Genomic DNA, 24163 nt, shown 5'->3' with positions numbered 1-24163 from the left:
TTTATTCCTCCTCTTCTGCGTACATTTCTTCTAGTTCTTCTGCTGTGACAATACGCTTGATTTTTGAATCAAAAAGCACACCATCTAAATGATCCAGTTCATGTAAAATTGCACGGGCATCAAAGCCACCTGCCTCTAATTCATAAACACGTCCTTCACGATCACATGCTTCAATTTTGACATAACTAGGACGTTCCACTTCTCCATATAACCCTGGAAAGCTCAAGCATCCTTCAATATCTACTTCTGCTCCATCCGTTTCAACGACAGTTGGATTAATCATTTCTAAAATATCACGTTCTTCACCTAGTTCAACAATTGCTACCCGTAACCCTACATCTATTTGTGGTGCAGCAATACCTACGCCATCATACTCCACCATTGTGTCATATAAATCATCAAGTAATGTAATAATTTCTTCATTAATTTCTGTCACTTCAGCACACGGTGTTGATAGTACTTTTGCTGGGTTTTCGATTACTTTTTTTATGGCCATTATTATTTCCTCATTTCTGCTTTAAAGCTAGTGCACTAGCTGATTGTTTCTTTTACAATTTTTAAATGATCATGCTATTATTTCACGCTAACTATATAGTAGACGGATCTAAATCTACCGTCATTAATATTCCTTGTTTAATCCACTCTGCTCTATACATGGCAAGTAGGCGTTGTAACACGGAAATTAGATTTGGTTCAATTTTATATTTTATCAAACATTGATAACGATATCTATTTTGGAGACGAGCAATACTCGCAGTTGTTGGTCCTATAATGGCTACTTGATTCGATAAGTTTCCTCGCAACCAATCTGCCACTCGACCTGCATATTCAGCAGCCATCATAACATCTTCATGAGATACTTGAATAAGAGCTACAAAATAATAGGGTGGATAGTTGGAACGTCGTCGTAAAAACATCTCTCGCTCATAAAATGGTTCATAATCCTGCGTTTTAGCCAATTCAATTGCATAATGCTCAGGTGTATACGTCTGGATGATGACTTCCCCTGGTTTATCATGTCGCCCAGCCCTTCCACTTACCTGTGTTAATAGCTGAAATGTACGCTCTGCTGCCCGATAATCAGGTAAATGCAAGGATGTGTCGGCACTCAGTACACCGACTAGCGTAATATTAGGAAAATCAAGACCTTTTGCAATCATTTGAGTCCCAAGTAAAATATCTGCTTGACCCGCTCCAAATGTCTCCAATATCTCTTCATGTGCCCCTTTATGCTTTGTAGTATCTACATCCATACGTAACACTCTTGCCTCTGGGAACAACTTATACAGCTCTTCTTCCACTTTTTGTGTACCTGTACCAAAATAACGAATATGATCACTTTGACATTGCGGACATATTTGAGGAACATGTTCCTCGTAACCACAATAATGACATTTCAATTTTTCAGTTGTTCGATGATAGGTTAAGGAAATATCACAATTTGGACATTGGACGACTGTCCCACAATCTCGACAGAGTACAAATGATGAATAGCCACGACGATTTAAAAACAGCACCATTTGCTCATTTTTCTCAAGTCTTAAACGGATCGCTTCAATTAGTGATTGAGAAAACATCGAACGATTACCTTGTCTCAGCTCTTCACGCATATCTGCTATAAAAACAGTCGGCAAAGCCTGATGTAAAGCACGGTATTTTAATGAGAGTAGCGTATACACTCCCTTTTTGGCTCTTGCAAATGACTCTAACGCTGGTGTTGCACTGCCTAAAATAATAGGACATTTGTAAAACGCACTACGCCAAATGGCGACATCCCTTGCATGGTAACGTGGAGAATCTTCTTGTTTATATGTTGATTCGTGTTCTTCATCCAAAATAATAAGGCCAATATTTCTAAAGGGGGCAAAAATAGCGGAACGAGCACCAACCACTACTTTCACTTTGCCTTGTTGGATTCTGCGCCACTCATCATATTTCTCACCAACAGATAAACCACTATGCATAACAGCAACCATCTCCCCAAAGCGGCTGCGGAATCGCTCAGTCATTTGAGGTGTCAAAGAGATTTCAGGTACGAGCATAATAGCTTCTTTCCCATCATCTAGCACCTGTTGGATGGTCTGTAAATAAACCTCCGTCTTACCGCTCCCTGTTACACCGTGTAACAAAAAGGTTTGCGCTTGCTGTTGCTCCATAGCTGTAGAAATAGCTTGTAGCGCAACTTGCTGCTCATCTGTTAACGGTAAAGCATCTGTACGTGATACATCCTTTGTAAACGGATCACGAAACACTTCTTCTTGTATAAAATGAGCAGCTCCTTTGTCAATCACTGCCTCTAATACCGATAAGGAGACACCGGCTTCCTCACAAATTTGCTGAGGTGTTGATATTTCTCCTAGATGTTGACACATCCATTGCAGTAATAGACGTTGTTTAACTGCCCTAGATGACAGTTCCAAAGCCTGTTCAACAAGTTGCAGGTCTTTTGTAATTTGAACCATCCGAATTTCCTTGACATTCCCTTGTTGCTTTACAACATTTTCAATGGTAACAATATTGTCTGCAACCAATTCTTTTAATAAAGGAAGTAAACCAGCTCGTTCAAATTCTTTAAAATTAGCTTGTTGACGCTTACCGAATATAGCCTGTACCTCTAGTGGCAGTTGTTGACCCTGCTGTAGCTTAACCATTTTTTCATACTTGGCCCGAAGTGCAGATGGTAACATCACTTGCAAGGCATCTATTTCATAACAAATCGTATCGTTCTTCAACCACTTCGCCATTTGCAGCATCTCTTCTGTCAGGACTGGCTCCATATCTAAAATTTGAGTGATTGCTTTTAGTTTATTCAGCGGGACATCCGTTTCTTTTTTTAATCCAACGATAAAACCTAAGACATTTCTTGGACCAAATGGTACTTTAACACGACATCCTAATTCTATGACACTAATCCATTCTACAGGTACTTGATAGTCAAATGGACGGTCTACATGGTAAGTAGAGACATCTACAATGACCTCTGCTATCAAAAAGCTCATTGCTCCTCACCCTTTATAATATAAGCCCATAATGTCTGAGCAAAAAGTTGTGGGTTAATTGTAGCCAAAAATTGTCCGTTTAGCTGCGCTTTTTCACTAAAATCAATCCATCTCTCAGAAAATATGTTAAGCATTGGTGTGCCTTGCACTCTTTGTCCAAAAGTGATCGCTTTTATTCCTTCTACAGAAATGATCGGCGCTTCCTCGATCGTCGGCACATTTGCTGCATGGATCAATAATGCTTGGGGATATTGGATTTTATAGGCTTCAAGTTGTTGAATAACATCAAACAAATTGCTATTTTCTATTTCAATTACATGTGCGCCAAGCAACCTTGCCTCATGCGCTAAAGCTCGTCCTATAGATCCATTTGCCTGTGGGCAGATCATATGCAGCTCATCCAACGGTATATGCAGGGCACCTGCTGTCACTAATACGGTTTTACCTGTTAATGGTTTTGTTTTTCCTGAAAAAAAATCTTGAACAAGTGCAGTAATTTTTTCAGGCTCCTCTAGACGTCCCTTCCCGACATAGCCACATGCTAAAAACCCCTCTGAAGGCTCAATAAATTTGTAACCATCAGCTGATAGCCTATCCAAATTACGTTTTACTGCTGGATGATCGTACATGTGTACATTCATAGCTGGTGCAATCCATACAGGTGCTGTCGTAGCAAGCAAGGTTGTTGTAACCATATCATCTGCGATACCATTGGCCATTTTGCCAATCATATTTGCCGTAGCGGGCGCCACTAAAATTAAATCGGCCCAGTCTGCTAAGTCTATATGAGCAATCACACTTGAATCTTTTTCATCAAATGTGTCAAAATAAACATCATTTTTGGACATCACTTGAAAACTTAATGGATTCACAAACTGTCTAGCAGAGGCCGTCATGATGACTTTTACGTTGGCCCCTGCCTGTGAAAGCTTGCTAACGAGCGCAACAGCCTTATATACAGCAATTCCGCCTGAAACACATAGTAAAATATTTTTATTCATGCTAGGTGTCGTCCTTTCAAATGATAAGCTCCCAAAGAAGGATTCCCTGGGAGCTTTCGGCATTCTGTATAATCAAAATCTACTGCTAACTAGACTAGCATGCATGTAAAGCAAAGCACTTTACATGATGTTAGATTTCGTCCTCGTACACAGCTGACTCATCCTGTGATACTTTCGTAAGTACACCTGCCGCTACTTCTTCAAGTGCTTTCCCTACATATTTATAGGAAACATATTTGTGTAAGCGTTCTGTGTCTTGCTCTTCTTGCATTTGGCGAGCACGTTTAGAAGCAAGGCTCACTAATGAATATTTTGAATCGATTTCTTTTTTTAAGGCGTCTACTGATGGGTATAACATTGTTTTATTCTCCTCTCAACATTGACAAATATCTTTTTTCAACACGTTCTCTACGACAATGCTCGGCTTTTATAATCGCATTTATACGATCACAGGCATTCGTCACTTCATCATTCTCCACAACATAATCATACAAGCTCATCATTTCAAGTTCTTCACTTGCAGTAGCAATGCGTTTGGCAATGATATCTTCAGTTTCTGTCCCACGTCCAACTAAACGATCTTTTAATTCCGTTAAACTTGGAGGGGCTAAGAAAATAAATAAGGCATCTGGTGCTTTTTTACGAATTTGTGCCGCACCCTGCACTTCGATTTCTAAAAATACATCACGACCTGCATCTAGTGTTTCATTTACATAAGCTAGTGGTGTTCCATAATAGTTACCGACAAATTCAGCGTGCTCTAATAAGCCGCCTTGTTCAATTAACGCTTCAAATTCATCACGTGTCTTGAAAAAATAGTCTACACCATCTACTTCACCTTCGCGAGGATTTCGTGTTGTCATCGAGATGGAATACTCATAATTCGTATTCGGCTGAGAAAATAATTCTTTTCGCACTGTCCCTTTACCTACACCAGATGGGCCAGACAGAACAATTAATAATCCACGTTCTTTTATCATTTATTCTCTATATCTCCCTTAATTTATAACAGACACGTGCAAGTTATTCGATGTTTTGCACTTGCTCACGCATCTTTTCTAAAATTGTTTTCGCCTGAACAACAGCTACTGCTGCTTCTGTAGATTGATTTTTCGAACCAATCGTATTGATCTCGCGATGTATTTCCTGCATTAAAAAGTCTAATTTACGTCCAACAGAAATCGTTTCAAGTAATGTTTCCTCCAGTTGGTTGAAGTGACTATCTAATCTGTCTAATTCTTCGGAGATGTCTACTCGTTCTGCAAAAATCGCTACTTCCGCTAGTAAACGATCTTCTAGCAAAGTGCCATTTGCAATTTCAGTAATTCGCTCTATTAATCGTGTACGATATTTTTCAACAGCAAGAGAGGAACACAAACGAATCTGATTTACTTGCTCTATCAACTGTTCTTTATATTGTACAACAACTTCTTGCAATTCTTGCCCTTCACGCTCACGCATTTGTACGAGCTGTGCAATCGCTTGTGATATCGCTTGTTCAACAGCACTGAGCAAATCCTCTGGTGTAAGCTGTGGTTTTTGCTGTACAAGTGCTTGCTCTAACGATAAAAGCTCTTGCATCGTCCATTTTTCTTCAAGTGGTACTTTACTTGCTAACTGCTCTTTTGCCTTACGATACGCTTCAATTAATGACCAATTAATCTCAATAGATTGCTCTACGTTCTCTAAGTCCTTCACATATACCATCACATCAATTTTGCCGCGTGACAAAGCTTGAGAAATTAGTTTCTTTGCAAAAATTTCTGCTTCAAGCCATTCTTTCGGAAATTTTGCGTTAATTTCTAAAAATCGATGGTTGACCGAGCGCATTTCCACGGTTAATTGAAAGTCTCTAGTTGTTGTGACACCTCTGCCAAAACCAGTCATACTACGCACCAAGGTTCGTCACACCTTTCTTTGCATACTGGAATTATTATAACATAAGCTTTGTCGATTATGACGACTCTCCAAAAAAATTTGGATAAAGTAAAAGCTAATTCTACCACAACTGAAGCTATATTTTAATATTCACCTAAAAAATGCTATGATAAACATACAAAACGTGTATTAGCAGAAGCTTGAAAAGAGTGAATGCAAATGCAACAAGAAAAAAATAGGAAAGTACCAAGATGCTTGCTATCGTTGGAAAGAGGAATTCATATGGCATTTGATGGCTTATTTACTTATTCAATAACTGCCGACCTACAACAGCTGGTCACTGGTCGGATTACAAAAATACATCAACCCAATGCACAAGAAGTTATATTACATGTCCGTGCTAACGGAAAGAATCATAAATTACTGTTTTCTATCCACTCTTCTTATGCACGCGTTCACCTAACTGAGCATACGATTGAAAATCCAGCTGAGCCCCCAATGTTTTGTATGCTTTTGCGGAAACATATAGAGGGCGGTTTTATTGCTTCTATAAAACAGCGTGATTTTGATCGCATTATAATAGTAGAAATTGAAAGTAAAAATGAAATTGGTGATCCGATTGTAAGGGAAATACATGCTGAAATTATGGGTAGACATAGTAATCTACTGTTGATTGATCAAGAGCAGGGAAAAATTATTGACAGCTTAAAACATCTACCTCCTTCAGTCAATAGCTTCCGTACCGTGTTACCAGGTCAACCTTATATTGCGCCTCCTGTACAAAATAAGTGGAATCCTTTAACAGCGACAGATGAAGAGCTAACAACATTTTTCGCTGAAGCAAAAACCTTCAAAGAGGTAGTACAACAGTTAGCTGGTTTTTCACCTCTTCACGCGGAAGAATTATTGTATCGAATGAAGACAACATCAAATACGCTAGCATGCTTCAAGGATTTTATGACCTCCTTCGCGAACGGTGGGTTGAAGCCTATGTACGTACTCTTCAATCATAAAACGTACTTCTCCCCAATCGAGTTAACGCACTTGCATGGAGGAGATATAACAATTTATCCCAATGTCCATGAGCTTCTTGATCGTGTATTCTTTGCACGTGCAGAGCGAGATCGTGTGAAACAACAAGCTGGAGATTTAGAGCGTTGGCTACAAAATGAAATTGATAAACTAGCTTTAAAAACAAAAAAGCTAACCAAAGACTATGAGCGTGCATCTAAGCTCGATCAATTCCAGCTATACGGTGAGCTATTAATGGCGAATATTTATGTCTTTGAAAAAGGAGTCAAGGAAGTAACCGTTACAAATTACTATAGTGAAACTGGCGAAGAGCTAACGATTCCCGTAAGCGAACGTAAAACACCGATTGAAAATGCCCAAAGCTATTACACAAAATATACAAAAGCAAAGAATGCCTTGGTTATGGTTCAAGAGCAGCTAGAAAAAACGACAGAAGAAATTGCCTACTTCGAAATGCTAGCACAGCAAGTTCAACAGGCTTCTCCTGGTGATATTGAGGAAATTCGTGAAGAGCTAGCAGAGCAAGGTTACTTAAAACTACGTCATGCGAAGAAAAAGAAAAAGCAAGTGAAACCTGAACCAGAACGCTATGTTTCTTCCACAGGTGTTACAATTTCTGTTGGAAAAAACAATAAGCAAAATGACATGCTGACATTTAAACTAGCAAAACGGACTGATATTTGGTTACACACAAAGGATATCCCTGGATCTCATGTTGTCATTCATTCAAGTGAGCCAGATGAAACGACATTGCGAGAAGCTGCCACACTAGCCGCCTATTTTTCTAAGGCCAGAGAATCCTCTTCTGTGCCTGTGGATTATACCGAAATACGACAGGTCAAAAAGCCAAATGGAGCCAAACCTGGTTTCGTCATCTATTTTGAACAAAAGACACTGTATATTGACCCTGATGAGGCAGTCATTTTACAGTTAAAGAAACAGTCATAAAGGAAGAAATCGATACAAATTGTATCGGTTTCTTCTTTTTTATAGCGAGAACACGTAATCCGTACTATAAAACGATGAAAACAGCCTTATCTTGATTGATTTTTACAGACAATCTTCCTTATTATAATAACATTATAAAAACATATGAATAATCTGCACTGTTTCCTTCACCGAATATTGACTTCTACTACTCTGAAACGCTAAATTAAAGTATAAAAATTTTTGTAGAGCATTTAGGAAAGGGCGTATCTCTATGTCTGTAGGTAAAAAATTAAGCTTTGGTTTCTTTGCAATTATTCTCACACTAATCATTTCATTGTTTATTATGTTCCTGTTATTTTCAAACATTGAAAAAAAGATTGAAAATGCTTTAGAAGGACATGTTGCCCTTGTAGAATTAGCAGATGATATTCAATTTGAAATGGCCATGCAAGGTCTTTTCATTCGTGCCATCATCATCGAAGACAAACCTGCTAACAAAGAGAGTTTCTCAAAATATGCAAATATGCTCGACACACATGTAGAAGAAATCATAGAAAAATCGAATTCAGCTGAAATGGAAACATATGCACAGGAATTAAAAATTCATAATGATACTTTTAACAAGGCAGCAACTGAAGCAATAGCTCTATTTGAAGCTGGTAATCTAGAAGGTGCTTTGCAAAAGGTGAATGGTGACGTGCAACAAGCGAATAAAGGTATACAAGATGTATCCGATAAAATTGGAAGCTATCAAAAGGAACAACTAGACATTGTGACAAAAGAATCTAAACAGGCCGTGTTTAATTCTCAAATTATTTCCATAATTGCGATCATTATTGGTATCGCTCTAGGTATTTTCCTTATTTTCTATATACAACGGACAATCTCACGCCCTTTAAAATCTGTCGTTCTGGCAGCAAACCATGTAGCTAATGGTGAATTAATTCATCCAGATATTACCCATCATTCAAAAGATGAAATTGGTCAGCTTTCAGCAGCTTTTAATGCCATGAAGGGAAATCTGAAAAATTTATTAACGCATATACAGGACAATGCAGAGCACTTAACAGCTTCTGTAGAGGAACTTTCTGCCTCAACTGAAGAAATTACTGCCACTGCTGACGAAATAACAATTCGGATTAATGAAACAGCTGACGCTGCAGTAGCAGCTACAAGTGCAGCTAACGAAAGCGCACACGCAATGGATGAAACGGCTGTAGGTGTTCAACGTATAGCAGAAGCAACTCAACAACTGCATCAGAATGCTATAACAACTTCTGAATTAGCGACAAATGGTAATGTGACAGTAGAAGAAGCTCAGCAACAAATGAATGTGATCCATGAGTCAACACAAATGATTAATAACCTTGTCCAAAAATTGAGTAAGCAATCAGATGAAATTAGTCAAATCACAGCTGTCATTACAGCCATTACCGATTAAACGAATTTATTGGCACTCAATGCAGCTATTGAAGCAGCTAGAGCTGGTGAGCATGGTAAAGGATTTGCGGTTGTAGCAGACGAGGTCCGTAAGTTAGCTGAGGAATCCAAACAATCAGCCAACCAAATCGTTGCCTTAACGTTGGATATACAACAAGATACACACAATGTTGAAAAAGCTGTTTTTGATGGCCTTCACTCTGTTACAGAGGGCGTAAAAATCATCGGACATGCAGGACAAGCCTTTGAAGGAATTGTCAAAGCGATTAATACGATGACAGATCAAATAGAAGATATATCAGCTACCTCTGAAGAAATTTCAGCTAGCGCAGAACAAGTTGCCGCCTCTGTTGCAGAAATTGCTCATGGTGCTTCAACTAGCGCGGATAATACAAAAATTGTAGCTTCAGCAACTAGAGAGCAGTCTATAACAGTGCAACAAGTAAATCAAGTTGCAGCAGATCTAAGCGAAAAGTCCTTAGATTTACAGAATCAAATCAATCAATTTAAACTTTAAATAAAAAAACAGTGCATTTTATATACGTGAATGCACTGTTTTTTATATTTTTTTCATGTAGTACCACTTAAAAAGTGGAAGAATATCCTTCTGGATAGCTATTGATAACGTTTTCATTAGGTTAATAAACAGATTTTTAGTAATTATTTGCATAATCAATCCTCTACAGTAAGACAAATGACATCCTCAAAAAAACAATATTATTAATATGGCTCCACCTGGAAAAATATTGGTTATAATAAAGCAATACTTTTAAAATTTGATTGATGAATAAAACAGAATAGAGTTGCATATATGCATGTATACACAATTCGTTCTAAAATTATTTCAAAAAAACTTAATCTCGTAAACTAGCTTGTCGCTAAATCCATTTTTTTCTTAGTATGGGTACCTTTTTTCATACAAATGCTCATTTTTTTCTTTTCCTTCCCCACAATTGGATAATCCTAGAAAAATACAAAACAAGTTTCTTATATATCATTAATAGATAAAAATAATCATGTTTCGCGATCATAATTTACAAGAAATTACCTGTAAAAGAAACTAATTCACTGAGTTTTACATAGATTTTCTACAAATCTATACAAATTCCTCAAGGTATTACATCCATGACTTTTGATTCATTTTTCAAATATCGATAATATTATCAAAAAAATAGGAATTTTCCGTATAGTAAATCATTTTTTTATTTTTACTTTATTTTTGATATTCAGAATATGTAAATATCAAATTTTTAATATATATGCACTTCGTCTCTTTAGCGTGATAAATCGGAAAAATTTATTATTCTCCTAAATGTCAGATAATACTATATAAATTCGAATCTTTTTTATTTTGTACACAATGATTTTTTTGGTATATTAAATAGGAGCTTCACAAAAGGCTTAAAAATTGTATAAGGGGGATTCACATGAATAAAAACAAAAAGTTTTTATTACTAACAGTTCTTGCAGTATTTTCTTTAGTACTTGCTGCATGTGGCTTTGGTGGAGGAGATTCGTCTAGCAAACCAAAAGACGAAGGAAAAGATTCTGGTTCTTCAGAAGAAACAACTTCATCAGGTGGCGAATTAAACGTAGTAGTAGCTTCTGAGCCACCATCACTTCATCCTGCATTAGCAACAGATACAACTTCTGGTGTTATTCTTACAAATACTTTTGAAGGATTAACAACACTTGATGCAGACGCTCGTCCAGTTGCAGCTGCGGCTGAGAGCTGGGAAGTTAGCGAAGACCTAAAAACTTACACGTTCAAATTACGTGATGCAAAATGGTCAAACGGAGATCCAGTAGTAGCTAGTGACTTCGAATACGCTTGGAAATGGGCATTAAACCCAGACAATCTTTCTGAATATGCTTCAATCCTTTACTCAATTAAAGGTGCTGCAGCATACAACAATGGTGAAGGTTCTGCTGATGATGTAGGCGTTAAAGCTGAAGATGAGAAAACATTAGTAGTAACTTTAGAAAACCCAACACCTTACTTCTTAGAATTAACAGCATTCAAAACATATGCACCATTAAACCAAAAAGTAGTTGAAGGTAATGATGAGTGGTATACAGATGCTGGTGAAAACTTTGTAACAAACGGACCATTCGTATTAGATGAGTGGAGACACAACGATACAATCGTATTAAAGAAAAACCCAGAATACTGGGATGCTGATAAAGTGGCTTTAGACACAGTTAATATCGGTATGGTTGAATCTGAAGCAACAGCAGTAACAATGTTCAAAGGTGGCGAAATTGATTACCTTGGAGCACCTTTCCAAACTGTAGCACTTGATGCTATCGATGGATTTAAAGCTGATGGTACATTAAATATCAATGACCAAGCTTCTGTTTACTGGTACAAGCTAAATACAAAAGATAAAATCACTGGAAACGCTAACATCCGTAAAGCGTTAGCATTAGCACTTGATCGTCAAGGTTTAATTGACAACATTACTAAAGGTGAGCAAAAACCTGCATTAGGTATGGTTCCTACTGCTGTTCACGGCTTTGAAGAAGACCGTGGTTACTACAAAGATAACGATATCGAAGGTGCTAAAGCAGCACTTGAAGCAGGTATGAAAGAACTTGGTATTACAAACCCAGCAGATGTAAAAATTAACCTTTCTTACAACACAAGTGAAGCACACGCTGCTATCGCACAATACGTTCAAGAGGGCTGGACTAAAAACCTTGGTATCACTGTAAGTCTAGATAACTCTGAATGGCAAGTTTATTTAGAAAAACTTAACCAATTAGATTACCAAGTTGGCCGTATGGGCTGGGTTGGTGACTACAACGATGCTTATACATTCTTAGAAATGTATGACACTGCTGCAAACGGTAACAATGATACAGGTTGGGAAAATGCAGAATACAAAAAATTATTAGATCAATCTAATACAGAAGCAGATCCAGCGAAGCGCCTTGAGCTTTTAAAACAAGCTGAATCAATTGCTGTTTCTGAGTTCCCAGTTGTTCCAATTTACTACTACACGAACCTTTCTGTAGTACAAGATTATGTGAAAGACATGAAGGCAGACATCCTTGGTAACATCTCTCTTAAAGAGGTTAAAGTAGAGAAATAATCAACAATAATTCGCTTATTTAGCTCTACAGCGAAGAGCTGCCTCGTAGCCACTTCGGCGCGAGTCAGCTCTTTTTAAAATACGAAGGCATATATTTGTCTGAAAATTGACAAATAGAAGGAGGAGTTTTATGTGATTAAATATATTTTGAAAAGGCTGATGTATATACTTCTCGCGCTTTTCGTCATCGTAACGGTTACGTTTTTCTTAATGCGTCTCGCTCCTGGTAGTCCTTTCGCGAGTGAACGTAATTTCCCACCTCAAATTGAGGAGAAGTTAAACGAAACGTATGGATTAAATAACCCTTGGTATATTCAATATAAAGATTATTTAATCGATACGGCCACTTTCAATTTCGGTGAGTCAATGAAATATAAAGCGCGTTCTACAAATGATATGATTTCTGAAAGTTTCCCTGTTTCTTTAACATTAGGGATTGAAGCTATGCTATTAGCAATTGGATTCGGTATTTTAATTGGCGTAGTTTCCGCGCTATATCATAATAAGTTCCCGGATTATTTGGCAACGTCCTTTGCGGTGCTATTTATATCAGTACCTTCATTTATCTTAGCGGGTTTAATGCAGTATTTCTTAGCCTTTAAACTAGGCTGGTTCCCTATTAGTGGATGGAAAGGCTTTCAGTATAGTATACTGCCTGCCCTTGCAATCGCTTTAACTCATATGGGCTTTATCGCAAAATTAACACGTTCAAGTATGCTTGAGCAAAACAATAGTGATTATGTTAAAATGGCTCGCGCTAAAGGTATTGGAAGATGGACAATTGTATTCCGACATACATTACGAAATGCCCTTCTACCAGTCGTAACTTATCTTGGTCCATTAACAGCTGGTGTTGTAACAGGTAGTTTCATTGTTGAGCAAATTTTCGCTATTCCTGGACTTGGTAAACACTTCGTCCAAAGTATTACAAACCGTGACTATACAGTCATTATGGGTACGACAGTGTTCTTTTCCATCATCCTTTTATTTGCGGTATTAATCGTTGATATTCTATATAGTGTGATTGATCCGCGTATTAAACTGAAAGGAGCGAAAAAATAATGACACAGCAACAAATTGAAAAAGATAAGTTTAAAATTGTTGGTGGTAATCATGAAGCAACGGAAAAATTAGCTGACAAATCAGTCTCCTTTTGGAAAGAAGTATTTCTCCGTTTCTCTCATAACAAATTAGCCATCATTGGGGTAATCATTTTAATCATTGTTATTTTAATGGCTACATTCGTACCAATGTTTTCTCAGTATAAAGCAAGTGATCAGCTAGGTGTTTACAACTCACCACCATCTGCACAATTTTGGTTTGGGACGGATGACCTTGGTCGTGATATCTTCGTTCGTATATGGGAAGGAGCTCGTATTTCCCTATTTATCGGAATTGCAGCAGCGATTATTGACTTAATTATCGGTGTTATTTGGGGAAGTATTTCAGGCTTAGCAGGCGGTCGCGTTGATAACATCATGATGCGTATTGCTGACGTTTTAACAGCTGTACCTTACCTTTTAGTTGTAATTGTACTTTTAGTTGTTATGCAACCTGGTTTAATTCCTATGATTGTTGCCCTATCCATCACTGGATGGATTAACATGGCACGTATCGTTCGCGGTGAAGTATTATCTATCAAAAATCAAGAATATGTTCTTGCTGCTCGTACATTAGGTGCTAGTACAAGTCATTTAATTATTAAACACTTAGTTCCGAATGCTCTTGGTGCAATCTTAGTAACGATGACTTTAACAATTCCATCTGCTATTTTCACTGAATCATTCCTAAGTTACCTTGGTCTTGGGGTTCCTGCTCCAACAGCTTCTTGGGGTACAATGGCCTCTGATGGTAATAAAGCCATTGCCAATGCTCCATGGCGCTTGATTTTCCCTGCGGTATTTATCTCACTAACAATCTTTGCGTTTAACGCAGTTGGTGACGGCTTACGTGATGCTCTAGATCCAAAACTACGTAAATAAGGAGGTGGCCGAAATGAGTAAAACAATTCTAGAAGTAAAAGATTTAAAAATTAACTTTAAAACTTATGCAGGACTTGTACATGCTGTACGTGGTGTTAACTTTGATTTAAAGGAGGGTGAAACACTCGCTATAGTAGGTGAATCTGGTTCTGGTAAAAGTGTTACGAGTAATGCGTTAATGAAACTAATTCCCCAGCCACCTGGTATTTATGAGTCAGGACAAATTTTATTCAATGGCCGTGATTTAGTTCCATTAACTGATAAAGAAATGTCTAAAGTACGCGGAAATGAAATTGCAATGATTTTCCAAGATCCAATGACAAGTTTGAATCCAACAATGAAGGTCGGACGTCAAATAACTGAAGTAATTTTGCAACACAAAAAGGTTTCTAAAAACGATGCCAAAAAACGTGCCATTGAGCTTTTAACACAGGTAGGTATTCCCTTCCCTGAGAAACGTTATAACCAATACCCACATGAATTTTCAGGTGGTATGCGTCAACGTGTTGTAATTGCCATTGCCCTTGCAGCTGATCCTAAGCTATTAATTGCCGATGAGCCGACAACAGCTCTAGACGTAACAATTCAAGCGCAAATTTTAGAATTAATGAAAGAAATTCAGAAAAACTCGAAAACATCTATCATTTTCATTACACACGATTTAGGTGTAGTAGCGAATATCGCTGACCGTGTAGCAGTAATGTACGCTGGCCAAATCGTAGAATATGGTACTGTGAATGATATTTTCTATAATCCAAAGCATCCTTACACATGGGGTCTACTTGGTTCAATGCCAGATTTAGATAATGATACTGATGAGCTATTACGTACGATTCCAGGCTCACCACCAGATCTTACGAATCCACCTAAAGGTGATGCATTTGCAGCTCGTAACGAGTATGCTATGGCGATTGATTATGAACAAGAGCCACCAATGTTCCAAGTAAGTGAAACACATTTTGCAAAAACTTGGTTGTTGCATCCTGATGCACCAAAGATTCCTCTTCCAGATGCGGTTGCTAAACGTATTGAAGGGTATTTAGCAAAGGAGGCACAAGAAAATGACTAAAACTGGTGCGAAAAAAATTCTTGAAATCAAAAATTTACAGCAGCATTTTGGTTCGCCAAGTAATCCTATCAAAGCTGTAGATGGTATCAGCTTCGACGTTTACGAAGGTGAAACACTTGGTCTTGTGGGTGAATCAGGTTGTGGTAAGTCAACTACTGGTCGTTCAATCATTCGATTATATGATATTACAGGTGGCGAGATTGTTTTCGATGGTGAAAATGTCCATGGAAAAAAATCTAAAAATGAGTTAAAGAAATTTAACCGTCAAATGCAAATGATTTTCCAAGATCCTTACGCTTCTTTAAACCCTCGTATGACAGCTGGCGAGATCATTGGTGAAGCCTTTGATATCCATGGCCTTTACAAGGATAAAAAAGAACGTCGTGCGAAAATCCAAGAGTTACTTGAAGCTGTTGGTTTAAACAAAGAGCACGCGAATCGTTACGCACACGAATTCTCTGGTGGTCAACGTCAACGTATTGGGATTGCCCGTGCACTAAGCTTAGATCCTAAGTTTATCATTGCCGATGAGCCTATCTCTGCACTTGACGTATCCATCCAAGCACAAGTTGTTAACTTACTAAAACAACTACAAAAAGAACGTGGCTTAACATATCTTTTCATTGCCCATGACTTATCTATGGTAAAATACATCAGTGACCGTATTGCTGTAATGTACCGCGGTAAAATCATGGAAATCGGTAAAGCAGATGATATCTACAATCACCCTGTTCATCCATATACAAAATCTTTACTATCAGCTATCCCACTTCCTGATCCAATGTCAGAGAAGCGCCGTCAACGTATTCAGTACAAGCATACAGAGGTTGACGAAAGTGCATCTTACCATGAAGTAGGTGATCAGCATTATGTTTACGGTACTGCTGATCTAGTAAAAACTTGGATTGCTAATCGATAAAAATTATAACTCCTGTCGACAGTTTAACTACTGTGATGGGAGTTTTTTTAGTTTATTTCTTTATTACCCATATCCCCATTAGTGTAAACCTAAATAATTTCACTGTCTTTCAATGAACTATAATTCCCTTCTCCTTTATTTTACATGAAATAAGTAGTTAATAAATACCATTTTTGTAAATTATATTTTAAAAAATCAGGGAATATATTAAGATATAGTTAATATGAATAAAGGGGTGTATTCAAATGAAAAAAAGTATGAAACTTCTTCTTGCTACGTGTTGTTTTACAATATTATTAATTAGTATTGGTTCAACCACTGCATCTGCCTATCCAGGTCCATGTCATAGTCCAAAGCCTTGTGTGATTAGACCATAATTGATAAAAGACAAGCTATATGCTGTTTATTCGCTCTCAAAAACAATATTTCTGGGTCTGTAAGGACTACTATGCATTAAACTATCATCCTTTATAAAATTCGGCACCTTTAAATGCAATGATTTTTACATTTAAAGGTGCCCTATTTTCTTGTCACTTATTTAATATTCAATTTATGATTACCTTCTTGATTTTGGATTTAACGCATCTTTTAATCCTTCTCCAATAAAGTTAATCGACAAAATTACTAGCGTAATAGCTGTCGCAGGAGGTACCCACATCCAAAGCTTCTCCTTTAATACCTCTGAGTTTCTAGCTTCGGATAGCATATTCCCCCAACTAGGCGTATCTGCTGGTACACCCAATCCTAAAAAGCTTAAACCAGATTCAGCGACGATTGTTACGGCCATCAGCAATGTTGCTTGTACAATAATCGTCGAAGCAACATTAGGTAGTAAATGCTTGATAATAATCTTTGAGGATTTACAGCCTATTGATTGAGCTGCTAATATATACTCATTTTCCTTTTCAGCAAGCACCCTACTTCGTACAATCCTTGCAACAGATCCCCACATTAACAGTGAGATAACAAAAATCAAAGTCCATAGACCAGATACTTTTCCAATTAGAATTTGGTTTAAAACAATGACAAAAATCATAAACGGAAACATTAAGATAAAATCTGTAAATCTCATTAGTATTTGATCTACTTTTCCGCCAAAGTACCCCGAAATGGCACCGACTGTAGTTCCAATTATAACAATAAAGAACATACAGCTTAATCCTACAGTTAAGGAGGATCTACCAGCATAAAGCATTCTTGTAAACACATCTCGTCCATTTGTATCTGTTCCTAGCCAATTTTCACTAGATGGTGGTTTACTTATTTGCATAAAATCAACTCGGACAATATCTTTGGTTGTGATATATGGAGCTAGAAACGATAAGATAATAACTGTTAGTAGAAATACAAGACTAATCAAGGCCAGTTTATTTTTAAAGAACTTTCGTCTCGCAATTACCCATGGCGAGGGGCTTTTCCTTGGCGATTTTGGCGTTAATACTTTTTGATCCGTTACCAATGTCATATTTCCCCCTCCTTAATCCAATCTAATACGTGGATCTACTACACCATATAATAAATCCGCTACTAAATTCCCAAAAAGTGTTAAAAACGAAAGTAACATTGTGATCGACATCATGACTGCATAATCCCTTCTTCCCACAGATTCTAGGAAGAGAGCACCTATTCCAGGATACGTAAAGATAGTTTCTGTTATTACCGCACCACTGATTAATGTGGCGATATCAAAACCAAGGAACGTAATAAGAGGAATAATAGAATTTCGTAAAATATGTTTGTTGTAAATTTTCGATTCTTTTGTTCCCTTTGCTCTCGCAGTTCTTACAAAGTCTTTTCTACTATTTTCAATAATGTCATTTCGCAAAAATTGTGTATAGGATGCTGTTCCCATCAATCCTAATATAAGCGCAGGTAGTAAAACATGGTGGAATCTACTTAGATAGTACTCAAAATTTCCTGGCTCTAACCCAACGCCCACCGAACCGTTAAATGGGAACCAACCTAACTTGAACGAGAAAAAGTAAATGGCTACAATTCCCGCTACAAATGACGGAATGGCTAAAGCTAGGTAATTGTAAGTTGCAATCAAATTGTCCCCAAGTGTATAAGGTTTTCTACCAGCATACATGCCCATAATAAATGCAAATATGTAGGTGAAAATTAACGATGTTAGAGCTAAAAATATGGTATTAGGTATGCGCTGTGCAATAATCTCTACCGCTGGTTTTTTATAAACAGTTGATTTACCAAAATCCCCTTGTATAAAATTAACAATCCATCTGCCATATTGCTGGATAATAGGATCGTTATAGCCTAATTTTTCTCTCATTTCTTCGATGTATTGTGGATTCGTATTAGAAGGATCAATTTCACCCGCAAATGCATCTCCTGGCATCATTTTTGCTAAAAAGAATACCACTAACGAAATAAGGAGTAACAATGGGATCATGCCAAGTAGTCGTCGAAGTGTATATTGAAGCATGTAACATCTCCTTATCTATAAATTTACTAACTAAGCCCTCTTTACAAGGACTTAGTTAGCAGAATTAAATTACACGATAGCTTATTCTTTAATATGCCATTTATAAACATCCGTTTGGAAGCCAACAGCGTTGACATGAACACCTTGTAAACGATTATTTATACCATATAAATCTAGGTTTTCCCATAAAGGAAGTGCAGGTAATTCTTCGTTGAAGTATTTTTGCCATTCAACATATGTTGCCATACGTTTGTCTTTGTCAAACGCTTCTTCACTTAAGCCTTTATCTAATAATTCTTGGTTTTTCGGATCTACCCAACGACCATAGTTCCACTCTGCGTTATTCCCCCATAATCCTGATGGATCTGGATCAGAACCCATACTCCACGCACCGAAGAACGCTTCTAATGCTGCATCATCATTGTCTTTCATATCATTATATAAGTTAAACTCAATTAAACTACCTGTAGCTAATTCTGTTTTTACACCAATATCATTCCAAGATTGAACAATTGCTTGGGCACGACCTTCAAATGCTGCTGAACCTGCATAGTGACCAAATGAAATTTTAAATGGCTGACCTTTCGGATCTTCTACGAAACCATCGCCATCTTTATCTACATAGCCAGCAGATGCTAATAGCTCTTTAGCTTTCTCTAGGTTGAATTCATATTGATTTAATTCTGCCTCTGGCGCAGCAGTCCAGAAAGTAGTTGGAATCACAGTATTGGCAACTGTTGCTTTTCCTTCTAAGAAAGCATCGATCATTGCTGGACGGTTAATTGCATATAATAATGCTTGACGTAATTCTTTTGCATTAAATTTATCAAAATCTGCCACATTTTTTAACGCCGCTTTATCACGGTGGCCAAAACGAAGTCCGATGTATGAATAGCCCACACCATTAGTTTCTTCAATACGTACATTGCCTAATGCTTCTAACTCTTTTACGGATTGTGGTCTAATATCCATAATGTCAATTTCTCCGTTTTGGAACGCACCAGTTGCTAATGATGGGTCGATTACTTTTACAATAACGCCATCAAGCTGTGGTTTGCCCTTCCAGTAATCATCAAAACGCTCTAATTCAGAATACTCTCCATCTACAACTTTTTTCACTTTAAATGGCCCTAAGCCTACAGGATTTTCACGAACCTGTTTAGATTCCTCTAAATCTTTTACCGCAATACCTTCATAGTGCTTCTTCGGCATTGGATATTGCCAAAGTTGTTCTAAATTATTAATTTTCACTTGTTCAAAAGTGATTTTTACTGTATATGGATCTACAACTTCAATACCTTCAATTTTATCAGCTTTACCTTCTTTTTTAGCTTTTGCTCCTTTAATTCCTTCTGCATAATTAAAACGAGGTCCAGCATAATCAGGATCTGCTAGAGTCTCTAATGCAAATACCCAGTCATCACCTGTTAATTCCTCACCATTATGCCACTTTACACCTTTTTGGAATGTAAATGTATACGTTAATTTATCTTCACTAATTTCCCAAGAAGCTAAGTTAGGAACATATTCTAAATTATCATTTACATCATAAACACCATCTGTTGTGAAATTTTGAATATAGCTATCTACAATACTACCTGAATAAGCTGGATCATATACGCCCTCAGGTGCCGTATCTGTACCAAATGTTACGATGCCACCCTCTGTAGAAGGTTCATCCGTTGTTGTCGTTGTATCCCCGCTTGTATCCTTTTCATTTTCCTTCTCTGTTGTTGTCGAGTCAGTATTACATGCGGCTAAAAATAATGCCATAACTAGCAAGAGCATAAATGACCATAATGCTGATTTTTTCATTTTTTTCCCCCCGTAATTTTATTTTGTCAATAACTAACTATTTTCCGTTTTTAGTTTTTTAATATAAATGGCAAGCAACACTATGCCCTGACTTCACCTCCTTTAAAGCAGGCTTCGTTAATGAACATTCTGCCATTGCCTTTGGACATCTTGGATGGAATGGACAGCCTGTTGGTGGATTAGCAGGACTTGGTATATCTCCCTCTAAAACAATACGACTATTTTTCTTTCTCGGATCTGGCACTGGTATTGCAGAGATTAAAGCTTGTGTATAAGGATGCAACGGCTCATCATAAATATGTTCCTTATCGGCTATCTCTACAATATTTCCTAGATACATCACACCGATTCGATCGCTCATATGCTTGACCACACTTAAATCATGCGCGATAAACAAGAATGTTAAATCAAACTCATCCTGAAGTTCTTTTAATAGATTAAGAACTTGTGATTGTACAGATACATCTAAGGCTGAAACAGGCTCGTCTGCTATAATGAGCTTTGGTCTAAGTGCAAGTGCCCGAGCAATGCCAATACGCTGACGCTGACCACCTGAGAACTCATGCGCATATTTATAATAGGCATCTTCAGGTAAGCCTACTTTTCTTAATAGTTCCATTACCTCGCCTTTTAATGATTTCAATGATTTGTTGCTGAAATTCATAATGGGCTCTGCAACAATACTCCCAACCATTTGCATCGGATTTAATGAGGCGTATGGATCCTGAAATACCATTTGAATATCTTTTCGTATATCCCTTAAAGATCTCCCTCTCAGGTTTGTAATATCTTTACCGCCAAAGATAATTTTTCCATCTGTTGAGTCTAATAATCTTAAAATTGTACGTCCAGTTGTAGATTTTCCACAACCAGATTCCCCCACTAGCCCTAATGTCTCACCATTTTTAATGGTAAAAGAAATGTTATCCACTGCTTTTACATGACCGACAGTATGCCTTAAAAAACCACCTTTAATTGGGTAATATGTCTTCAAATCTATAATTTCTAATAGGTTTTCCTTTTCTTGTTTTACGATTGTTTCATTCATGCTGTCAGCTCACACCCTTTCTAGTATCACAACTCTCATAAAGTAAACACGATACCTCATGTCCCTGATCTATAAAGGAAAGTTGCGGCGTAACATTTCTACAATCAGGCATAGCTGAAGGACATCTATCAACAAACCGGCAACCTATTTGAGGCATATTTTTTAACGAAGGTACAATCCCCTGAATGGTCGTTAATTTTTCAACTTCTTCATCGATTCTTGGTATAGAAGCCATTAATAGCTTTGTATAAGGGTGCTGAGGGTTGTGGAACAAATTATCTACATTTGTTCGTTCTACAATTTTTCCTGCGTACATAATGATTACTTCATCACACATTTCGGCTACGACACCTAAATCATGTGTAATAAGCACAATGGACATATCATTCTTTGCTTGAATTGTCTTTAATAAATCTAAGATTTGAGCTTGTACTGTCACATCAAGTGCCGTAGTTGGCTCATCTGCAATTAATAGCTTAGGTTGACAAGCAATGGCAATGGCAATCATAACCCTTTGTCTCATACCACCAGATAATTGGTGTGGATACTCATCTACAATTTGATCAGCTCTCGGTATACCGACTTGTTTTAATAAGTCAATTGCTTTACTTTTAGCCTCTGCCTTTGACATTTTAGAGTGATTTAAGATAATCTCTTGTATTTGTGAACCTATTGTAAAAACGGGATTTAAAGATGTCATGGGTTCTTGGAAAATCATACTGATATCTTTTCCTCTAATCTTATTCATGTCATCACTAGAATAATTTTCTATGTTTTTGCCTTCAAACCTAATTTCTCCGCCTGTAATTTTGCCAATCCCTTTTGGAAGAAGCTGCATAACCGAAAGTGACATGACACTTTTTCCACATCCAGATTCACCGACTACCCCAATAATTTGACCAGATTTGACTGAAAAAGAAACATCATCAACAGCATGATAAATCTCCCCATCTATATCAAAACCAGTTTTAAGGTTTTTCACTTCTAACATTAAGCTCATTTAATATCACACCTTTAATTTTTTTACTAAAAATCACTACATCCTTTATGTAAGCAACAGAAACATATGTCTAAAATGTATTCTTAAAGTAAAAGATGTAAAAAGAAATTAGCTTTTGGATTTCTTTGTAAGATTCAATATTCCGAAAAATGAAATCAAACGATGTTAAACTTATTTCAAAATTATATTAGCTAAAAAAAATATCAAATTTTAAAGAGAAGTCTCCATCACATAAAATTGACCCTTTTTTCCAAATGTAAAAGTAACTGGATCAGTATATAATATTCTGACAATTAGGCGTAATGCTATTTTATCTGGAAATAATACATTTAATCAAGTGAATTTTTACAATTCTTATAATATTCCAAATAAATCAAGCCATACAACTATGGCATTTCAAATTAGATACTTTAAAATTCATCACACTGAATATTTGTTCATTTTTAACTTTATTTGCCTAAAGTATCATTTTTTTATTTTATTAAAATAACGATAACCCACTTATTTGATCCATTCATTCTACATCAAGATTTACTTTTATTTGGAAAACATGATTATAAAAGGATTTTAATAGTTTATCTAGTTCATAGAATGATACTAAATTTTCCGAATTATTATTAATGAATAATTTTATTTACTAAAGTACTAAATGAATGAAGTGTATTATATTACATTAAAAAAACAAATTATTTTTACAATTCCTTTAATCTATATGCCATACTTCTCTTCAAAGTTAACATCGTTAATTTCCTTCTAATCACGTCGAATAAACACAAAAAAACAACTATCAACAAAAATATCGATAGTTGTTTCTATGCATTTACTCTCTTTTATATTCCAGTAACTCTATGTTTTACTACTACTTTTGCAAGATTACTGATTATAGCTCTCCAGCTTTTAACTTGCCATGCCACTCTTTTAAGAATGGAATATCTTCTTCTTTGATAGCACCTGATTCATTTGCTGCTTCAATTAGATAATCAAAATTTGTTAACGATACGTATTGAATGCCAGCCTCATCAAACGCTTGCTCAGCGCGTGGAAGATTATATGTGTAGACACAAACTACTCCTAATACTTCACAGCCAGCTGCACGCAATGCTTCTACTGCTGTAATGGAAGATCCACCTGTAGAGACGATATCCTCCACAACCACTACTTTTTGTCCTGCTGCGTATTTTCCTTCAATTTGATTGCCACGGCCATGCTCCTTCGCTTTAGAGCGTACATAAACCATTGGTAATTCTAAAATATCACTTACCCATGCTGCATGTGGAATACCTGCTGTAGCTGTTCCTGCTACAATTTCTGTCGCACCGAAGTTCTCTTTGATGACAGAAGCTAAACCATTTGCTAATTGTTTACGAATAACTGGATCGGAAATTGTTAAACGTGTGTCACAGTATATAGGTGATTTAATACCAGATGCCCATGTAAATAGCTCTGTTGGATTTAATTCTACAGCTCCTACTTTTAACATAGCGTGTGCAATTTCATTTTGTAATGTCATAA

General features: G+C 36.9%; 20 protein-coding genes. 8 read left to right on the top strand and 12 right to left on the bottom strand.

The window, feature by feature from the left end; translation table 11 throughout:
• Position 1 precedes the first annotated feature (1 nt).
• The 6 genes from def to MHB65_RS04960 form a co-directional block, all read right to left on the bottom strand.
• On the bottom strand, positions 2-496 hold the full coding sequence (gene def, locus MHB65_RS04985; protein ID WP_342442670.1) for a peptide deformylase: 495 nt from the start codon (positions 494-496) through the stop codon (positions 2-4).
• 91 nt (positions 497-587) lie between these two features.
• A complete protein-coding gene (priA, locus tag MHB65_RS04980) occupies positions 588-2999 on the bottom strand; it encodes a primosomal protein N' (RefSeq protein WP_342442669.1) in 2412 nt (803 codons plus the stop codon).
• Complete coding sequence (gene coaBC, locus MHB65_RS04975; RefSeq protein WP_342442668.1) at positions 2996-4000, bottom strand: bifunctional phosphopantothenoylcysteine decarboxylase/phosphopantothenate--cysteine ligase CoaBC; 1005 nt, start codon at positions 3998-4000, stop codon at positions 2996-2998. Before coaBC ends, priA begins: the two co-directional genes overlap by 4 nt.
• A 130-nt stretch (positions 4001-4130) precedes the next feature.
• Positions 4131-4358: a DNA-directed RNA polymerase subunit omega gene (gene rpoZ / locus MHB65_RS04970; RefSeq protein ID WP_205441894.1), complete on the bottom strand. Its 228-nt coding sequence runs from the start codon at positions 4356-4358 to the stop codon at positions 4131-4133.
• 4 nt (positions 4359-4362) lie between these two features.
• The gene (gene gmk, locus MHB65_RS04965) at positions 4363-4980 is read right to left on the bottom strand and encodes a guanylate kinase (RefSeq protein WP_205441893.1); all 618 of its coding nucleotides are present in this window, start codon (positions 4978-4980) and stop codon (positions 4363-4365) included.
• A 43-nt stretch (positions 4981-5023) separates the two neighbouring features.
• Positions 5024-5899, bottom strand: coding sequence for a YicC/YloC family endoribonuclease (locus MHB65_RS04960; RefSeq protein WP_342442667.1), 876 nt, complete (start codon positions 5897-5899; stop codon positions 5024-5026).
• A 261-nt stretch (positions 5900-6160) separates the two neighbouring features.
• On the opposite strand from MHB65_RS04960, the gene MHB65_RS04955 reads away from it, so the two are divergent.
• The 8 genes from MHB65_RS04955 (at position 6161) to MHB65_RS04920 (ending at position 16345) form a co-directional block, all read left to right on the top strand.
• Positions 6161-7858 carry an NFACT RNA binding domain-containing protein gene (locus MHB65_RS04955; protein WP_342442666.1) on the top strand — a complete coding sequence of 566 codons (1698 nt, stop codon included), beginning with the start codon at positions 6161-6163 and terminating at the stop codon, positions 7856-7858.
• A gap of 253 nt (positions 7859-8111) precedes the next feature.
• Positions 8112-9281: a methyl-accepting chemotaxis protein gene (locus tag MHB65_RS04950; RefSeq protein WP_342442665.1), complete on the top strand. Its 1170-nt coding sequence runs from the start codon at positions 8112-8114 to the stop codon at positions 9279-9281.
• A gap of 9 nt (positions 9282-9290) precedes the next feature.
• Positions 9291-9797: a methyl-accepting chemotaxis protein gene (locus tag MHB65_RS04945; protein WP_342442664.1), complete on the top strand. Its 507-nt coding sequence runs from the start codon at positions 9291-9293 to the stop codon at positions 9795-9797.
• A 910-nt stretch (positions 9798-10707) separates the two neighbouring features.
• A complete protein-coding gene (locus tag MHB65_RS04940) occupies positions 10708-12375 on the top strand; it encodes a peptide ABC transporter substrate-binding protein (RefSeq protein WP_342442663.1) in 1668 nt (555 codons plus the stop codon).
• Positions 12376-12507: 132 nt separating this feature from the next.
• Positions 12508-13437 carry an ABC transporter permease gene (locus MHB65_RS04935; protein ID WP_205441889.1) on the top strand — a complete coding sequence of 310 codons (930 nt, stop codon included), beginning with the start codon at positions 12508-12510 and terminating at the stop codon, positions 13435-13437.
• Positions 13437-14357: an ABC transporter permease gene (locus MHB65_RS04930; RefSeq protein WP_243456036.1), complete on the top strand. Its 921-nt coding sequence runs from the start codon at positions 13437-13439 to the stop codon at positions 14355-14357. The genes MHB65_RS04935 and MHB65_RS04930 overlap by 1 nt, the downstream gene beginning before the upstream one ends.
• A gap of 13 nt (positions 14358-14370) precedes the next feature.
• Complete coding sequence (locus MHB65_RS04925) at positions 14371-15426, top strand: ABC transporter ATP-binding protein (RefSeq protein WP_205441888.1); 1056 nt, start codon at positions 14371-14373, stop codon at positions 15424-15426.
• Entirely contained in the window at positions 15419-16345 is a 927-nt protein-coding gene (locus MHB65_RS04920; protein ID WP_205441886.1) for an ATP-binding cassette domain-containing protein, read from the top strand. Before MHB65_RS04925 ends, MHB65_RS04920 begins: the two co-directional genes overlap by 8 nt.
• 556 nt (positions 16346-16901) lie before the next feature.
• Here MHB65_RS04920 and opp4C read toward each other — a convergent pair.
• The 6 genes from opp4C to pyrE form a co-directional block, all read right to left on the bottom strand.
• A complete protein-coding gene (gene opp4C, locus MHB65_RS04915; RefSeq protein WP_205441885.1) occupies positions 16902-17810 on the bottom strand; it encodes an oligopeptide ABC transporter permease in 909 nt (302 codons plus the stop codon).
• A gap of 12 nt (positions 17811-17822) precedes the next feature.
• A complete protein-coding gene (opp4B, locus tag MHB65_RS04910; RefSeq protein ID WP_205441884.1) occupies positions 17823-18788 on the bottom strand; it encodes an oligopeptide ABC transporter permease in 966 nt (321 codons plus the stop codon).
• 81 nt (positions 18789-18869) lie between these two features.
• Entirely contained in the window at positions 18870-20603 is a 1734-nt protein-coding gene (gene opp4A, locus MHB65_RS04905) for an oligopeptide ABC transporter substrate-binding protein (protein ID WP_342442662.1), read from the bottom strand.
• A gap of 58 nt (positions 20604-20661) precedes the next feature.
• Entirely contained in the window at positions 20662-21651 is a 990-nt protein-coding gene (locus tag MHB65_RS04900; protein ID WP_205441882.1) for an oligopeptide/dipeptide ABC transporter ATP-binding protein, read from the bottom strand.
• A 4-nt stretch (positions 21652-21655) separates the two neighbouring features.
• Positions 21656-22651 (bottom strand): ABC transporter ATP-binding protein, encoded by a 996-nt coding sequence (locus tag MHB65_RS04895; protein WP_342442661.1) that lies wholly within the window; start codon positions 22649-22651, stop codon positions 21656-21658.
• 880 nt (positions 22652-23531) lie between these two features.
• On the bottom strand, positions 23532-24161 hold the full coding sequence (gene pyrE / locus MHB65_RS04890) for an orotate phosphoribosyltransferase (RefSeq protein ID WP_016994265.1): 630 nt from the start codon (positions 24159-24161) through the stop codon (positions 23532-23534).
• Positions 24162-24163 lie beyond the last annotated feature (2 nt).

Origin of the sequence: Lysinibacillus sp. FSL K6-0075 (assembly GCF_038592945.1) — a bacterium.
Lineage (GTDB): Bacteria > Bacillota > Bacilli > Bacillales_A > Planococcaceae > Lysinibacillus > Lysinibacillus fusiformis_F.
The sequence above is the reverse complement of the archived record's forward strand: the minus strand, read 5'-3'. Positions and strand labels throughout refer to the sequence as shown.

Bases quoted from the DNA above. Each gene is read 5' to 3' on its own strand.
- coaBC (WP_342442668.1), bottom strand. From the start codon at position 4,000: ATGAATAAAAATATTTTACTATGTGTTTCAGGCGGAATTGCTGTATAT.
- MHB65_RS04930 (WP_243456036.1), top strand. From the start codon at position 13,437: ATGACACAGCAACAAATTGAAAAAGATAAGTTTAAAATTGTTGGTGGT.
- MHB65_RS04955 (WP_342442666.1), top strand. From the start codon at position 6,161: ATGGCATTTGATGGCTTATTTACTTATTCAATAACTGCCGACCTACAA.
- gmk (WP_205441893.1), bottom strand. From the start codon at position 4,980: ATGATAAAAGAACGTGGATTATTAATTGTTCTGTCTGGCCCATCTGGT.
- rpoZ (WP_205441894.1), bottom strand. From the start codon at position 4,358: ATGTTATACCCATCAGTAGACGCCTTAAAAAAAGAAATCGATTCAAAA.
- opp4B (WP_205441884.1), bottom strand. From the start codon at position 18,788: ATGCTTCAATATACACTTCGACGACTACTTGGCATGATCCCATTGTTA.
- MHB65_RS04895 (WP_342442661.1), bottom strand. From the start codon at position 22,651: ATGAGCTTAATGTTAGAAGTGAAAAACCTTAAAACTGGTTTTGATATA.
- MHB65_RS04900 (WP_205441882.1), bottom strand. From the start codon at position 21,651: ATGAATGAAACAATCGTAAAACAAGAAAAGGAAAACCTATTAGAAATT.
- def (WP_342442670.1), bottom strand. From the start codon at position 496: ATGGCCATAAAAAAAGTAATCGAAAACCCAGCAAAAGTACTATCAACA.
- MHB65_RS04940 (WP_342442663.1), top strand. From the start codon at position 10,708: ATGAATAAAAACAAAAAGTTTTTATTACTAACAGTTCTTGCAGTATTT.
- opp4C (WP_205441885.1), bottom strand. From the start codon at position 17,810: ATGACATTGGTAACGGATCAAAAAGTATTAACGCCAAAATCGCCAAGG.
- MHB65_RS04950 (WP_342442665.1), top strand. From the start codon at position 8,112: ATGTCTGTAGGTAAAAAATTAAGCTTTGGTTTCTTTGCAATTATTCTC.
- MHB65_RS04920 (WP_205441886.1), top strand. From the start codon at position 15,419: ATGACTAAAACTGGTGCGAAAAAAATTCTTGAAATCAAAAATTTACAG.
- opp4A (WP_342442662.1), bottom strand. From the start codon at position 20,603: ATGAAAAAATCAGCATTATGGTCATTTATGCTCTTGCTAGTTATGGCA.
- MHB65_RS04925 (WP_205441888.1), top strand. From the start codon at position 14,371: ATGAGTAAAACAATTCTAGAAGTAAAAGATTTAAAAATTAACTTTAAA.
- pyrE (WP_016994265.1), bottom strand. From the start codon at position 24,161: ATGACATTACAAAATGAAATTGCACACGCTATGTTAAAAGTAGGAGCT.
- priA (WP_342442669.1), bottom strand. From the start codon at position 2,999: ATGAGCTTTTTGATAGCAGAGGTCATTGTAGATGTCTCTACTTACCAT.